This window comes from Rhizobacter sp. Root1221, assembly GCF_001425785.1.
GTDB lineage: Bacteria > Pseudomonadota > Gammaproteobacteria > Burkholderiales > Burkholderiaceae_C > Rhizobacter.
In genome coordinates, this window is record NZ_LMDI01000001.1 from 90,801 (window position 1) to 106,359 (window position 15,559).

At 66.2% G+C, this 15,559-nt stretch carries 7 protein-coding genes; 3 read left to right on the plus strand and 4 right to left on the minus strand.

Translation table 11 applies throughout. From position 1 onward, the window contains the following. Positions 1 to 104 precede the first annotated feature (104 nt). Complete coding sequence (locus ASC87_RS30430; protein ID WP_157603760.1) at positions 105 to 524, plus strand: zinc ribbon domain-containing protein; 420 nt, start codon at positions 105 to 107, stop codon at positions 522 to 524. Between the two features lie 78 nt (positions 525 to 602). Here the strand turns inward: ASC87_RS30430 and ASC87_RS00355 are convergent, their stop codons facing one another. The 4 genes from ASC87_RS00355 to traF all read right to left on the minus strand — a co-directional run bounded on the left by ASC87_RS00355 (position 603) and on the right by traF (position 6,829). Continuing rightward, positions 603 to 1,202 carry a hypothetical protein gene (locus ASC87_RS00355; RefSeq protein ID WP_056654919.1) on the minus strand — a complete coding sequence of 200 codons (600 nt, stop codon included), beginning with the start codon at positions 1,200 to 1,202 and terminating at the stop codon, positions 603 to 605. A 371-nt stretch (positions 1,203 to 1,573) separates the two neighbouring features. Beyond that, positions 1,574 to 4,468, minus strand: a complete 2,895-nt coding sequence (locus ASC87_RS00365) for a conjugal transfer protein TraG N-terminal domain-containing protein (protein WP_056654923.1) — start codon at positions 4,466 to 4,468, stop codon at positions 1,574 to 1,576. A gap of 12 nt (positions 4,469 to 4,480) precedes the next feature. Beyond that, positions 4,481 to 5,917, minus strand: coding sequence for a conjugal transfer protein TraH (locus ASC87_RS00370; RefSeq protein WP_056654925.1), 1,437 nt, complete (start codon positions 5,915 to 5,917; stop codon positions 4,481 to 4,483). A 9-nt stretch (positions 5,918 to 5,926) separates the two neighbouring features. Further along, positions 5,927 to 6,829 carry a conjugal transfer protein TraF gene (gene traF, locus ASC87_RS00375; RefSeq protein ID WP_056654928.1) on the minus strand — a complete coding sequence of 301 codons (903 nt, stop codon included), beginning with the start codon at positions 6,827 to 6,829 and terminating at the stop codon, positions 5,927 to 5,929. Between the two features lie 41 nt (positions 6,830 to 6,870). On the opposite strand from traF, the gene ASC87_RS31440 reads away from it, so the two are divergent. Both ASC87_RS31440 and ASC87_RS00380 read left to right on the plus strand, forming a co-directional pair. After that, positions 6,871 to 7,257, plus strand: coding sequence for a hypothetical protein (locus ASC87_RS31440; protein ID WP_157603761.1), 387 nt, complete (start codon positions 6,871 to 6,873; stop codon positions 7,255 to 7,257). Between the two features lie 467 nt (positions 7,258 to 7,724). Then, a complete protein-coding gene (locus ASC87_RS00380) occupies positions 7,725 to 15,524 on the plus strand; it encodes an SdrD B-like domain-containing protein (protein ID WP_082568253.1) in 7,800 nt (2,599 codons plus the stop codon). Positions 15,525 to 15,559 lie beyond the last annotated feature (35 nt).

Sequence of the window (15,559 nt, forward strand, 5' to 3'; positions counted from 1 at the left end):
CGCTTGCGCCGTCCGAGAACCTCCGCTTCGGGGCGCTATGCAAAGCTTTGCATAGCGGCGCGCAAAGTCTTTGCATAGTTTTTCGCTGTCGAGAAGCCGGGCAAGTGCGTGAAGCGCAAGAGGGGTTTGAACCGCTGGATCCTGCGGCGCTGGGGCATGGCTGGGGGCTGGCGAGACGGATGCTCGAGTACAAGGCCTCGCGGCGTGGGATGCTGCTCGTGCCCGTGGAGGCCGCGTTCACCAGTTGGACCTGCGCGAGTTGCGGTCACGTCGATCGCGCCAACCGAAGGACGCGCTCAGGTTTCGAGTGCGTTGCCTCCGGGCATTGCGATCAGACTGACCGGAACGCGGCGAAGAACATCCTGGCCAAGGCGCTTGCATCGCTCGTCCAGGTCACCGAATTTCCGTCGAGCGGATGCTCGGCAAGTACCGCGGAGCACGCGGGAACTTATGCGTGTGGGCCGGCGATTCGCGCCGGTCCCGGCCGCGCGCGGCGGCTCACGGGTCGTGTACTGCTGAAGTAGCGGGTTGCTCGTTGACAGGAACCGTCTCGGAGCGCGATGCACCCGAGGATCTCCGCCCGGCGGAGAGCCGACGGTGCTTTACTTGCAGGATCCGCCTTGCACGAGGGCCCCAAGGGCCAGCTTTCCGCAGTCCTTCTTGGCAGTTGGAGGCTCCGCCTTCGACGTAGCACCGCCGCGGTTCGCCGATCCAGCCAGTCGCACCTTCAGTGCCTCCATTGGATCTTTGCCTTCGAGCTCCTTCAGCTTCGCCTTGAACTCGTCGGCCTTGCTGATAGTGCAGCGCAGCTCAAAGGTGCCATACGTGTATGGCCCGTCCGAGGCTTGGCCGTCTGTCCGACGGATGTCTGCGACCCGGCACGAAGAGCTGGCCACTTCATCCAAAGCGGGACTGTCGCTATCCACGTCTGCTGACCCGTGAAGGATGAGCAGATGGCCGTTGGCGCAATGCTCGGTCACGAACGCGCCCGCCAGCCTGACGTAGGCCGAGATCTTGTCCTTCGGGTGTGCGACCGCAGGAACGAGTGTTTGTGAAGCGAGGAATAGCGTGGTGTTCGGACCTAGATCGCAGACGGACGAATCGGTGGTCTTGCCGGGTCTCAGCGCGACTGCGTGAGCGACGGGCGCACCGAGTGCAAGAGTTGCGGCGAGGGCAGTGAGGAGTACACCCTTGTGGAACATCGTTCTCTCCCAAGTGGGCGTGCGGAAGCCGCTATCGTAGGCGGTCGCGAGAGACGCGCGGAGGTTACAAAATGCGAATGCGGACGGTCATGCTTGCAGCCATCGTGGCCGGCGGCCTGGGTGCTGCCTGGACCGCCTCCGGGAGCACCTTCGTAAGGGTGGGCTGTGGCCTTTTCTGGTTCTTTGTCGTCTTTGCGGTGCTCATGTGGGCTCGCTCCAGCAAGTCTGCGGGCCGCTCGATCGCGCCGCCCCGGCCCGAGGTCGGCGATCCTTGGACCGATGAGCAGGGCGTACATCACTTCCCCGGAGACGTGTTCGACATCGCGAACAGTCCCCACCCTGGGAGACACAGCCGACCCTAGTCGTTCCGGTCACTGCCTGCGCCCACTCGGCGGAAGCATCGTTGGTACCTCCTTCGTTGCCTCGCGCGACCTTACGAGCTCGGAGTTGGCGATGCGCTCTTCGCGTGCCGTTCGTTCCTTCTCGCTTTCAGAGGTCGCGCCATCCCAAACCTCCTTCGCGTTCTCAACGACATTCGTGACGTCATCCCGCAGATGGCGGGCATTGGAGACCAGCTGAGATTTCCGCGTTCCGACCGTTCCGTCGTCATTGCGGGTTATCTGGTTGCGAGCGTCGAACCCCTGAATCTCGTTGTCGACATTGGCACCGAGTGCTGATTGATCGATGTCGCGCCGAACGTCGGATAGATCGCTGCCGAGGGCGGCCGCTCCTGGTGCGCTCCTCGCGCGCGGGCCTACGGCCCTGTCGTGCTGTCGATCCGCCACTGAAACGCGGGCCGGATCGAACACGTTCGATTGGAGTAAGTCGTTGTGGGCAGTACGGACGTCGCTTGCGGAGCTGGGAGCGACGGATCCATCGCCGAAGTACCGAGTGGGAATGGTGGAGTAGTTCGCCAGCTCGCTGGCCATGGCGATGCGCAGGGCTTGGCTTTCGGGGCCGTATTCCGCGGCGAGCTGGTGGTACTTCCGGACGAAGTCCGAGTTGATGGGCAGCTGTGCAAGGTCAACGCTGACCTCCTGACCTTGGTTACGCGCCGTCGAAAGGCGATCGGCAACTGACTGGCGCTGCGACATTGCCGCCTGGGCAGCTTCAACGCGAGAGGTCGTGTTGCCGAGCCGCGACGCCAGTTCCTGGCCATCTCTGCTCTCTGTGGCGATCGACCTCATGAACGAGGTGTCGCGCGTCGCGCGATCACCGAACTGCTTGAAGGCGCGAATGCCATCCGACCCCAGCGCGCTAAGCACCTCCTGCTCATTCTTGGTGAGGTTTCCTGCGTAGGTCTTGCCTGCAGAGGCTCCGGCCTCAGCCCGGACAGGGAGCAGTCCCTTGCCTGGAGTGTTCAGCCCCGCAGCCAAGTTGAACGCGATCTGCTGCACCTGCAATTCGGAGAGACCGGTGCTCTTCGAGGCTTGTGTGGAAAGCAGCTTGATCTGATCCGCGGAGCGGCCGATTTCCTCGAAGCTGGACGCGCTGCTTCCGCTGCCACTGCGCGTCGACGTGGACCCTCCGGATGCCTTTGATACGGCATCTACGAGGGCCGAGGATCTCTCGTTGGTCGCAGAGACCACGTCGCTCCGAGCCGACTCGACGGCCTTGGACGCCTCTTTTGCGTCGGATTCTGAGACGCTGGACGTGATCCGGTTGGAAACGGCTCCTGCGTTCCGGAGGAACTCGATCGCACGAGCGCCGTTGCCTGCCGTGGTGCTCCAGTTGCCAGACATGTCCTGCTGACGACTAGCCCACGGGCTCGACGTACTCGGCGTCACGACGCGCTGATCCATTGACACGTTGCCCATGGAGCTGTTTCCGACCGCCGCGGCCGAGGAGGCGTTGCCGATAGTCGATTGGAGACCGGCAAGGCCACCGATCATCGTGCTGCCGAAGTTCACGAGACGATTAGCGAGCGAGTAGGCGAGCATCGGGATGCCCACAACGAGCCAGGAGACAACGGCCTGCGCTGAGACCGCGTTCGAGTAGATCGGCGAGGCGGTCTGCAGGGAAATGGCCTTGAATCCTCCACCGACCTCGGCGGCGGCAGCTTGGTCCAACTGTGCATAGAGCGTGGCCATGTAGTTCAGAATCGAGAAGAGGGGAGGCCACAGCTGGATCGCGATGAGAGCGGTCGCGTAGCCGCTCAACATGAGCACCGTCGTGCGTCCACTTGAGAGGAAGAGCAGTAGGACCAGCAGCGGAAATACCGCGTAGCACACGGCCTCCGCAACGTTGCGGACCACTGGCAATGCCTGCTCTGCAATCTTTGCTCCGTTGATCCAGGCGGCGTTCTGGGAAGCGACGGCCGATGCCCTGCCCGTTGCGAGCATCATGCAGGCCGGATCGTTGATCCTTTGGCAGCCCATCTCGCCGGCGTCGTTGATGGCGTTGATCAGTGCGTTCTGCCGAACCAGGTCTGTTGCTGTTGCGGAAGCGTCGGCGATCTGGCTGCGGATGTAGGCTTGGATCAGCTGGTTCTGGACCGAGGCGGTGGCGGCGGTTGCATCCAGAGAAGGATTGAGCTTGAGAGCCAGACGCGTCGTCAGGTCGGCGACTTGAGGCGCCATCCGTGAGCTGATATCGGCATACGCTGCAGCGCAGGTGTCAGTAGTCAGGCCCGTGGGAGTTGTGATCGGGGTGAAGCGAGCCGGGTTCGTGCTCGCCATCAAGCTCCAAAGGTTGGCGTTCTTGCTGAAGTCGGAAGGACTGATGGTGCCGTCATTGATGTCGTACGCCGTGCAGTTGCCAATGAAGTTGATGATGTCGACCCTCACAGACGGGTCTGGCAACGATGCGCGTCGGGTCTCTTGAATGACACGGCTACCGAACATGAGGCCGTTTCGCTGATACGCGAGTTCAGCAGGGAGCGCACCGGCACCCGGGATGACTTGAAAAGCTGTCTCGAACAACTCCGTGATGCTGTTGCCGATAGTGCTGGTCAGCCCCCCCAAGGCGGCCATGCCGAAGGGCACGTTTGCAACCACTTTGACTGGGCCGGCGCCGGTTTTGTCCACGATGCCGACGGTCACTCGAGGTACGAACAAGACGCCGTACACCAGGACGACGGTCATGAGCCACTTCCAGCCCTGCAGCTTCTCGGGCGCCACCATGTAGGCGACCATCGCCGCGACGAACCCGCAGAAGGCGACTGCCGCCACCGCGCTGAGGTATGTCCCAGACCCCATGATGGCGGCAACGGCATTGAAGACACCAAAGAGGCTGTCTGAGTTGTGGTAGGCGTAGATCTCCCACATGCTGCGTCTCCCTCAGCGCAAGCTGTTCGACGCGTGGCCCAGCATGTCGAGGACGTGAGTCGGCATGTTGGTGCGTAGGTTCCGTTCAAGCCGCTCCAGGTCGGTTGCAACGGTAGAGACGCTGTTCAGCTTCCCGTACATGGTCTGCTGTTCGGCATGGACTCGATCGAGGAAGCGCTGGCCGTCGCCGCGCAGCGCGTCAGCTCGCTTCTGCTGGACCTCATTCAGCTTGTAGTTCTTCTGGAGTGCAGCCAGTCCAATGGTTGTGAATTGGTTGAGGAACGTGGCGGCATAGTCGGCCGCGATCACCTCTCGGTAGTTCGCAATCAGGGTGTCTGCTAGCCCGGAGCCGGGAATTGTGTTCCCGACGGAAAGCATCCGCCAAACGGGGATGCTCGTGCTGTTTACGAACCCAACGGCGTTGGTGTTGTTCGGGATCGCGGTGCGGGTGCGGATGTGATCGGAAATCGTGCGCAGCATGTCCTCGACCTTCTTTGTCAGAGGCTCGTGGACATATGTGTCGAACCGAGAGACCTCGTCGCACTCCGTGTAGTTGTTGCACTTCAGCAGCTGAACGTTGATGTTGCCGGACGGGGCCTCCGACTGCCCGTAGAGCAGATGTGCAACCGTAGTGATGCTTGGGCCGACGTACTGCGATTGCTTGTTGTCTGCCTCCGGGTAGAAGATGAACGTGCCGATGATGCTCATTGCCAGTTCACGGCTTGGATCGTCGAGGCTGTCGACGGTCTTCAGCGCCTTCCAGGTGAGGTTCCCGACGAAGGGCGCGAGCTCCTTCACGTTGGGGTCCGAGCTGCTCCGTGCGCTCGCCAGGATGCTGGAACTGTCCGACGCGCATCGCCGCATGGCGGCATCGATGTCCGACTCCAACCCCATCGTCATTGCGAGCTTCGCGCATCCGCGTTGCGAGTCGTAGCCCATCGCCTCCGCGGCCGACGACACCATGGCCGTGGCCGTCTCACACGAATTGATCCGCGCGTTGTTGATCGACGTCTCCAGCCCCTTCGCCCACTTCGTCAGCCCGCCCAGCAGCGGCGACACCGCCTCTAGCGCGAGCTGGAACGCGATGCCCGGCAGCGCGGCCGTGACGTTCTTCAGCATGTTCTTGAACTCGGCCGCGGAGATGTGCGAGAACGAGCCTCCGAAAAGGTCGATGCCTCCGCAGCCGCCTTTGGAGTTGGGGAACTGGATCGCCGCGAGCTGGTAGGTCTTGTTCGGCGACCGCAGGTAGAGGTTGCCCCCGGCGTACGTGTTGAATGTCTGGCCCTTGAACGCGCCGGGCGCCGTGTAATTGCCGATCGCGCCGAGGTTGTTGAACATGTTGTTCACCTCGGTGTTGAGGTCGCCGGCGTAGGTCATCGGCGGCGTGAGGATGATGCTCCAGGCGACGACCAGCGCCGTCGCCCTTCCGAGAAACGAACGAATGGACATGGCGGGCTCCTACCTGAGGCTGATGTGACGGGTGGCGGACGGGACCATCTCGTCGGCGCCGGGCGCTGCGACGGTGGCGATGCGCTCGAGCAACTGCGACTCCGAGAGCACGCCGTAGCCGAGCGGCGAGATCTTTCCGGTGAAGGGCTCGGCAAGGAGCACCGCGGGCACCTGCGTGACCTGTAGCGTCTTGGCGATGCCGTTGTCGCGCCGGAAGCTCTGGAAGTTCGGCAGGCCGCCGCCATCGACGCTGATCGGTACCACCTGGATGCCGTGCCGCGCTTGGAACGCCTCCAGCGTCGGCGCGAAGGCGTGGCAGTACGGGCAGTCCGACCTGAAAAAGAAGAAGACGACGTGGGTCCGGCCGAGGGCGGCCACCGACTTCTGGCGGTCGGCCGACTGCTCGCGGTCGTAGACCTGGATCGCCTGCGCGTTAACCGGCCGGCCTTCGAGCGTCATGTCGACGTTCGGCGTGGTCCACGCCACGCGTTGCGCGACGTCAGCGAAGTACGAGGCCTGCCGCACCACGCGCGCCTCCAGTTCCATGTAGCGCCGCACGTTGGCTTCGGTCGGGCGGATGATCGCGATGTTGCGGTACTCCTCCAAACGCTTCTGCAGCGCCTCGAACTCGACCAGCTCCGGCGCTCGCGGGTCGGGGGGCTTCTGTTTGGTCACTGGCTTCGCGGGACGCAATGGCTTGGGTTCGACCTCGAGCTCAGGGTCATCGTAAAAGTGCCATCCCCTGCGGTGATCCAGCCAGAAAAGCGATTGGGCCGAAGTCGGCGCCGCGGCAGCCACCTGCTCTCCGGCCTGGATCTGCGCCGCGGCGCCGCCTGCGGACATGGCCAGCGCGAATGCGTTTGACAGTAGGGCGGTGAGCCGCGCGGCGGTTCGTGTCGTAGCGGTGGGCATTCGTTTCTCCAGGAGGCACGTCTGTCACGCTAGGCCGGCAGATGCTGATCACACAGCGGAAATCCCGACTTGAATCGCGTCAGTCGCCAACCGTGATCGAAGCGCTGGCCGTTCGGGTGCGTGCGCCGGCCTCAGTGCCGTCCGGCGTCGCGGATCGCAGGCCGCGTCGGGGCGGCGAGTGGAGCAATCTCGGTCCGCCAACGCCCGATGCGCCGAACCGCGGTCGCAGCCAGCAGCCGAACCAAGCGGTCGAACGTGCACCGGCCACAAAAGCGGGAACGAAGGGCGTGGTGGCCGTCGGGGGAACAGGCCGTCAAGGAAGATGTTCCAAGGCGCTGATGCGCGTCATGGTCCGGCAGCCCGACCCGTTGGTCGCGGATGTGCTGGAGTACGCCGTACGGCGCCAAAGTAGTAGCTCGGGCGCGTGAGCACCGGCAACGACGCTAGGGATGGGTCGCGCCATTGCGTGCTTGGCGGTAGTGGACGCGTTTCTGCCGTGACCGGCTTGACAGCAGTCCGCCGCTCGTCAGTACCGGCACCCGACCATGTGCGGAAGTTGGCGAACGTCAGCCTGTACGGTTCGTTAGCGCGAGTGAACCGCGGGACGCCGCATTCAAGCTTCTCGCAGCCCCGAGGCTAGAGCCGAGCAGCACTTGTCGGGATGGCGTCGTGGAACAACGTGTTCGGCGCGCCACACGACTCGTGCACAACGAGAACTAGTTCCTCAAGTCCCCTGTCGTTGGGCCGCGCAACCTGCAACTATTTGAATGACAATTCCGCTTTTGTCAGTAAATGTGAAATCGGTGCTCATCTGTACCGGGTCCTGACAAGTATCCGCGGACCTTGAGCGCCACGCGCCGAGGCTGCCGCCACCAGCAGTACGACAGAGCGATTGATGAAGTACCGAGTCTTGCGGGACCCCAAAGCCACACCGGCCGATCTCATTCACACCAGCCTCGATCCCGAAGGGGCGCCCCGACCACCCACCCGAACCGTTTTGCGAGCCGCTGCACGCTGGCTGCTGGCGCTCGGGTGCGCATTCGCGCCGGCGCTCGCGCTCGCAGTCGACGCCCAGATTTCGGGCTTCACGGACAATCCCGATCCTGCGGTCCGCGGCGGCCCGATCACGTACACGATCGTTGCCGAGAACACTGACGGCGACATCGCGAACAACGTGGTCGTCACCTACGCGCTGCCCGCGAACACGCAGTTCGTGTCGGTCTCGGACGCGGCAGTCCCCGGCGCGTGCGTGCATGACGGGGCATCGCCCGGCACCGTCACCTGTACCTACCCGACGCTGCGAGGAACGCTCGCAGCCCCGGCCGGCCCGACCCGTACGATCAACGTCGTGCTGCGCACGATGGGCTCGAGCGTTGCGACGCTTAACAGCACGGTCAACATCACGACCACCGACCCGGACATCAATCCGGCGAACAATTCGCTGACCCAGAACACGACGGTCAACAACGGTGCCGATCTGAGCGCCTCGCTGAGCGGCTCGCCGAACCCCGCGACTGGCGGCGATCTGGTGAGCTGGACCGTGAGCGGCAGCAACCTCGGGCCTAACACGTCGGGTGCGGTGACCTTCACGAGCACGCTGCCTGGCGTGCTCACCTACGTGTCGGCCGGCTCAGGCGGCAACGGCTGGTCGTGCGGGGCAGCCGGGCAGGTCGTGACCTGTACCAGCGCGGCAGCCGCGGTCGGCGCGTATCCGAGCTTTCCGATCGTCACGCGGATCACCGGCGCAACAGGCGGCACCTTGACGCTGAGCGGCAACATCTCGTCCAGCGTCGGCGACCCCGACTCGTCGAACAACAGTCCCGTTGCGAGCGTCACGGTCAATCCCGGCGCCGATCTCACGGTCTCGCAGGATCCGCCATCGCCGAATCCCGCGACCTCGGGCAATGCGGTGACCTTCACGCTGCATCCGAGCAACCTCGGGCCGCATCCGGCGACTGCAGGCGCGCAGGTCAGTTTCGCGCTGCCGGCAGGCTTCGCATTCTCGAGCGCAACGCCGTCCGCGGGCTGGGCCTGCCCGGACCCGAGCCCGGGCACGACTGTCACCTGCACGTTCGCGGGCAGCCTCGCCTCCGGCGCTTCGGGCGTGCTGACGATCGTCGCGACGACGCCGAGCGTCGCAACCCCGACCGTCTTCAACAACATCGCCGCGACGATCGCGCCGAACGTGGGCGGTCCCGCCGATCCGAACGCGTCGAACAACAGCGCGACCCGCAGCGTCACTGTCTCGCCTGACGGCCTCGATCTGTCTGTCACAAAGTCGAAGACGCCGAACTTCGTCGCGCTCGGCGCCAACATGGCGAGCACCATCGTCGTGAACAACGCCGGCCCGCGAACCGCGGCGAGCGGCAGCATCACGCTGGTCGACGCGCTCGATCCGGCCAAGGAGCAGTACGTCGGTGCCAGCGGCACCAACTGGTCCTGCGTCTCGGCCGCGCCGAACGTCAACTGCACCTACAACGCCGCGCTCGGCATCGGCAACAGCAGCACGCTGACGATCACGACGCAGGCACTGGCCGCCGGCACCGCGACCAACAACGCGACCACGAGCTATTCCGGCACGCCCGGCGACTTCAATTCGGCGAACGACCTGATCGGGGCATCGGTTTCCGTGACCGCGGCGAACAACTCGCCGGATCTGCAGGTCGCCCTGTCGGCCGCCACCGCTGGCGGCACGCAAACCACCGTCGAGGCCAACGAGACGCAAGTCGTTTACACGTTAGCGGTGACCAACAAGGTGATCGCAACCCCGGCGGATGCGAACGGCGTCGTCGTGACGCTCAGCATCCCCGGCCGCACCAGCGCGACCAACGTGACGCTGGACGCCACCGTTCTGACCAACACCAGCGGCACGTCGAACGCCACCTTCTCGTGCACCGGCACCGGCACCGGTAGCACCGGCAACGTCGTCTGCACGCAGACCGGCGGCACGCAGCTCAGCCCGGGCGACGTGGTGACGTTCACCGTTGCCGCGAACCGCGTGATGGCCGACGGCACGTCCAATGCGAACGCGAGCGCGGTGTCGAGCGCGCAGGGCGACCCGCTGCCGAGCGACAACTCGACTTCGTTGCCAATCACGATCGATCCCATCGCGGATGTCGAAGTCGTCTCGAAGTTGTTGGCGGCGAACCCGGTGCTCGCCGGAACGAACGCGATCTACACGATCACGCTGCGCAACAACGGCCCATCCTCCGCGGCGAACCTGTCGATGACCGACGTGTTCACCATTCCCGGTGGCGACACCGGCTTTACCTTCATCTCTGCGAGCGCGTCGAATGGCGGTTCCTGTTCCGGCCTGACCGCTGCCACGACCTATTCGTCGGGCGCGCCGACCATCACGTGCAGCTGGGGCGCCGCCGTCGGCAACGGCGGCACACGCACCGTGACCGTCACCGTGCGGCCGAACTGGCAGTCGGGTAGCGCGGCGCGCACGCTCGACAACATCGCGACCGTCAGCACGACGACCGCCGAAGACAGCGTCGGCGGCCAGGGCAGCGCATCCAACAACAAGTCCCAGACGCTGAACATCAGCCCGGCGCAGGTCGACATGCTGATCAACGATAGCGACCTGGTTGATCCGCTCGGCTACGACCCGTCGGTGCCGGCGAACAACGACATCACCTACGCGGTCGTCGCATCGAACAACGGCCCGTCGCTCGCATCCGGCGTCGGCTTCACGTTCACGATGAGCCCGCCGGCGGGCAAGACGATCACGTTCCGCGGCGACGGCGCTGCGGCCGGCGTCGCGGCTGCAAATTCGAGCGGCACGATCGCCGGTAGTCTTTGCGACCAAGTCGGCACTCCCGTGACCGGACCGTCGACATTGACGGTGACGTGCCTGTACACCGCGCCCGGCCAGGTCGCGAACGCAGCGTCGGTCACGCGCCACCTCGTCTTCCGCGCCGATACCGCGCCGAACACCGGCGGCGACACGTACACCACCAGCGCAACCGCGGTCCTCAACGAGACGGACTCGAACACCTCGAACAACACCGAGGGCGAGACAACGACGGTGCGCGTGCGCGCCGACCTGTCGATCGTCAAGACCCCGTCGTCGAACCCGGTGCAACTGCGCGAGCCCTTCACCTGGAGTGTCGTGGTCAGCAACGCCGGTCCGGGCGACAGCCAGACCACCGGCCTGACCGACACGCTGCCCGCCGGCATGGTGTTCGGGGCCGGCACGCCGACCTGGGCGATCAGCGGCGGCGGCGCGACCGGCAGCTGCAGTGTCGCGGGCCAGACGATGACCTGCGCCTTTGGCGTGCTCTCAGCCGGCAGGAACGTGACCGTCACGGTGCCCGCACGCGTGACCACCTATCCGAGCGGCGGCCTCACGCAGAACTGCGCGAGCGCGAGCACCAGCGAGGTCGACCCGAACAGCACCAACAGCGTCTCGATCTGCGCACCGCTGACCGTGCAGCGCTCCTCGATCGCCGGCACCGCGTTCCAGGACCGCGACCGCACCGGCGCGAACGCCGGCACGCCGCAGGCCGCACCCACCGAGCCGCGCATCGCGGGCGTTGCCGTGCAACTCTCGGGCACCGATGCGTACGGCAACGCGGTGTCGCAGAGCACGACGACCGACGCGAGCGGCAACTACTCCTTCACGAACCTGTCGCCGGCCGATGCCAGCGGCTACACCGTCACCGAAACGCAGCCGGCCGGCTTCGTCAATGGCCCCGCCGCTCCGCCGGCACCGGCTGCGGGCGGCTCTTACGCGGGCGGCGGCAGCGCGGGCAATTCGAGCTACGGCGCCATCCTGCTCGCGGCGAACACGAGCGGTACCGGGTACGACTTTCCGGAAGTGCGCCAGCCGAGCCTCTCCGGCTTCGTTTACGCCGACGTCAACCTGAACAACGTTCGCAACCCCGGCGTCGACAGCGCGATCGCGGGCGCGACCGTGCGGCTGCTGAACGCGAACACGCTGGCGCTCGTCGCCACGACGACGACCGACGGCACCGGCGCCTACACCTTCGCGAACCTCGACCCGCTGATCACGTACACGCTCGAGGAGCCGATGCCGTCTTCGCCGACCGGCCTCGCGAACGGGCCGGTGAACCCGGGCCTCGTGAACGGCGCCGCGTGCGCGAGCGGCTGCACTGCGCAGCCGAACACGCCGAGCGCGGGCACCGACCGCATCACCGCGATCGATCTGGGCGCCGGCACCGACGGCACGCAATTCAACTTTGGGGAACAGCAGGTCTCGACGATCAGCGGCTTCGTGTTCGCCGACGTCAACAACAACGGCGTGCAGAACCTGCCGGGTGACATTGGCCTGGCCGGCGTGACGATCGTGCTGACCGGCACTGATGCGACCGGCGCGACGATCAATCGCACGACCACGACGGCGGCCGACGGCAGCTACAGCTTCGCGAACCTGCTGCCGGGGACCTACACGGTCACCGAGCCGACGCAGCCCGCAGGCTCAAGCAACGGTCTGACGATCCCCGGCACCGGCGGCGGCAGCGCGACCAACATTGCGACGCTGCCGAGCGCGATCAGCGGCATCGCGCTGACGGCCGCCGCCAACGCGAGCGCGAACAACTTCGCCGAAATTCCGAGCTCGAGCGCGATCGCCGGCCGCGTCTGGCTGGACGCGAACAACAATGGCAGCATCGATGCGAGCGAGGGCGGCATCGCCGGCGTGACGATCGAGCTGATCGGCACCGACGCGAACGGCCCCGTCTCGCGCACCGCCACGACCGACTCGACCGGCGTGTTCTCGTTCGGCACGCTCGCGCCCGGCGTGTACACGCTGCGCGAACCGACCCAGCCGACCGGCACGCTGAACGGCCGCACGATCGCCGGCACCATCGGCGGATCACCCAGCGGCACGGCCACCAATGTGGCCACTCTGCCGAGCGAGATCAGCACGATCACGCTCGGCGTCGGCCAGAACTCGGTGGCCAATCTGTTCGGCGAGGTCCCGGCCGGCAGCATCGCAGGCCGCGTCTACGGCGACAACAACAACAACGGCAGCATCGATGCTGGCGAATCCGGCCTGGCCGGCGTCACGATCACGCTGAGCGGCACCGACGACCTCGGCGCGCCGATCAACCAGACGACCACGACCGCCGCCGACGGCGGCTACACGTTCGCATCGCTGCGCCCGGGGACCTATGCGGTCACCGAACCGCAGCAGCCGGGCGGTGCGACCAACGGCATCACGAGCGCCGGCAGCGCCGGCGGCAGTGCGACAGCGCAGTCGATCACGCCGTCGGCCATCACGGCGATCGTGCTCGCCGCCGGGGTGAACTCCACGGAGAACAATTTCGGCGAGATCGGCAACTCGCCCGATCTGCTGGTCAGCAAGGACCATGCGCTGCCGCGCTTCACGGTGCACAACGCCGCGTCCTACCGCGTCCGTGTGCGCAACGCCGGCGAGCTGGCGACGACCGGCGACTACACAGTGACCGACCGGCTGCCTGTCGGCCTGACGTTGGCGGCGACGCCCAGCGGCGCCGGCTGGAGCTGCGTCGGCGCGGCCGGTGCGAGTGTGTTCAGCTGCAGCGCGAACGCGGTGATCGCGTCCGGTGCCGCGAACCCGAACGCGATCGACGTGTCGGTCACAGTCGGTCCGCAGGCGGCGACGAGTTCGCCGGTCCACAACGTCGTGCTGGTCGAAGGCGGCGGCGAGCTCGATGCGCGCCGGCCGACGACCGCCGAGCGCGATGCCGCGATCAACAACCCGGCGTCGCTGCCGGTCTGCAATCCGGCGATCTCTCACAACGTGTGCCGCGATCCGACGGTCGTGCAACTGGCGGCATCGCTGGCCGGCACCGTCTGGTACGACGGCGGCAGCGTGTCGTCGCTGCTCGACGGCGGCGACACCCGCTTGGGGGGCTGGCAAGTCGAGGTGGTGAACACTGCCGACAACACGGTCGTCGCCCGCACGGTGACCGGCACGGACGGCAGCTATCGCGTGCCCGACCTGCTGCCCGGCGTCGCGCTCGCGGTGCGCTTTCGCGAGCCGCAGTCTGGCGTCGTGTTCGGCTACCCGGTCAACGGCGAACAGTCACCGGGCTCCTCGGGGACGAGCTGCAATCCTTCCCAGGCGCTTGCCAACGGCACGAGCAGCTCGTGCGTCGACAAGGGCACGAGTCCGCAGCTCGGCATCGTGCTGGCGGCGGGCCAGGACCTGACGCAGCAAAGCCTTCCGGTCGACCCGAGCGGTGTCGTCTATGACGCAGGCGTGCGGACGCCGGTCAGCGGTTCCGTGGTCACGCTGGCGCCCACCGGTGTCTGCGCCGGCTGGAACCCGGCGAGCTCCGTCGTCGGCGCGAACCTCGGCGGTTATTCCGTCAACGGCAGCGCGATCTCGATGACGGTCGGCGCAAGCGGCTTCTACCAGTTCCTGTTCGCGGCTTCGGCACCGGCCTCGTGCCAATTCGGCCTGAGCGTGACGCCGCCGGCCGGGTACTCCTTCGTCTCGAAGCTGATTCCGCCGCAAGCCGGCTCGCTGACACCCCCGGGCGCGACCGGCAGTACCCATGCCGTGCAGCCGCAACCGACGGCGCCGACCGGCGCGGTCGGCACGGCGACCACGTACTTCTTGAGCCTGGTCAGCGGCTCGGCCGGCGCGAACATCATCCACAACCACATCCCGCTCGACCCGGCGTTGCCGAACGGCATCTCGCTGAGCAAGACCGGCGACAAGTCGGTCGCCGAGGTCGGCGACAGCGTGCGCTACAGCATCGCGGTGCAGCTCACCTCGGGTGAACTGCCGCGCCAGCTCACGGTGCTCGACCGCCTGCCGGCAGGCTTCACCTACATCAAGGGGACCGCCTCGGTGAATGGCGTGGCGATCGCCGATCCGATGGGAGGGCCAGGGCCGCGGCTCGCGTTCAACCTCGGCCCGATGCCGGCCGACGGCAAGTTCTTGTTGCAGTACCGGTTGCGTGTCGGGGTGGGCAGCCAGCAGGGTGACGGCATCAACCGGGCGATCGGCTATGCCTGCGGCGTGCCGTCGGGTTGCCTGACGGCCGCGTTCACGCCGGTGGCTTCTAGCCTCGCGACCAACGAGGCGCAGCACCGGGTGCGTGTCACCGGTGGCGTGTTTGCACCGGAAGCCTGCATGGCCGGCAAGATCTTCGTCGACTGCAACGGCAACCAGATCCAGGACCGCGAGGAGCTCGGCATCCCCGGCGTGCGGCTGGTCCTGCAGGACGGCACGACGCTGATCTCCGACTCTGAAGGCAAGTACAGCTACTGCGGCCTGCCGCCGCGCAGCGCGGTGCTGAAGGTCGACTCGGCAACGCTGCCGCGCGGTTCGCGTCTCGTGACCTCGAGCAATCGCAACCTCGGCGACGCGCAAAGCCTGTGGCTCGACCTGAAGAACGGCGAGCTGCACCGTGCCGACTTCATCGAGGGCAGCTGCTCGAACCCCGTGCTGGAGCAGACGAAGGCGCGCCGCGCGCAAGGCGAAGTGCGCGCGCCCGAAGCGGAGAAGAAGGGCCCCGCGCTGCGCTTCGACAGCAAGGCGCATGGCCTGTCCAGCACGAGCTCGCCGCAGCAGGGCACGGACGGCGCGAACCAGACGGTGCCGAAGGCGCGCGCCGTGGCGCCGGCGTCATCGCCATCCGGACCACCACCACCACAGCCACCACCACCACCGGGATCGCCGTCGACATTGACCCCCGCCACCGAAACCGAGGGAGGTTCCGATGCGGCGCGCTGATCGTCACCCCAAACATAGCCTCATGCGCCGCCCCA

Bases quoted from the DNA above. Each gene is read 5' to 3' on its own strand.
- ASC87_RS00355 (WP_056654919.1), bottom strand. From the start codon at position 1,202: ATGTTCCACAAGGGTGTACTCCTCACTGCCCTCGCCGCAACTCTTGCA.
- ASC87_RS00365 (WP_056654923.1), bottom strand. From the start codon at position 4,468: ATGTGGGAGATCTACGCCTACCACAACTCAGACAGCCTCTTTGGTGTC.
- ASC87_RS00370 (WP_056654925.1), bottom strand. From the start codon at position 5,917: ATGTCCATTCGTTCGTTTCTCGGAAGGGCGACGGCGCTGGTCGTCGCC.
- traF (WP_056654928.1), bottom strand. From the start codon at position 6,829: ATGCCCACCGCTACGACACGAACCGCCGCGCGGCTCACCGCCCTACTG.
- ASC87_RS31440 (WP_157603761.1), top strand. From the start codon at position 6,871: ATGCTGATCACACAGCGGAAATCCCGACTTGAATCGCGTCAGTCGCCA.
- ASC87_RS00380 (WP_082568253.1), top strand. From the start codon at position 7,725: ATGAAGTACCGAGTCTTGCGGGACCCCAAAGCCACACCGGCCGATCTC.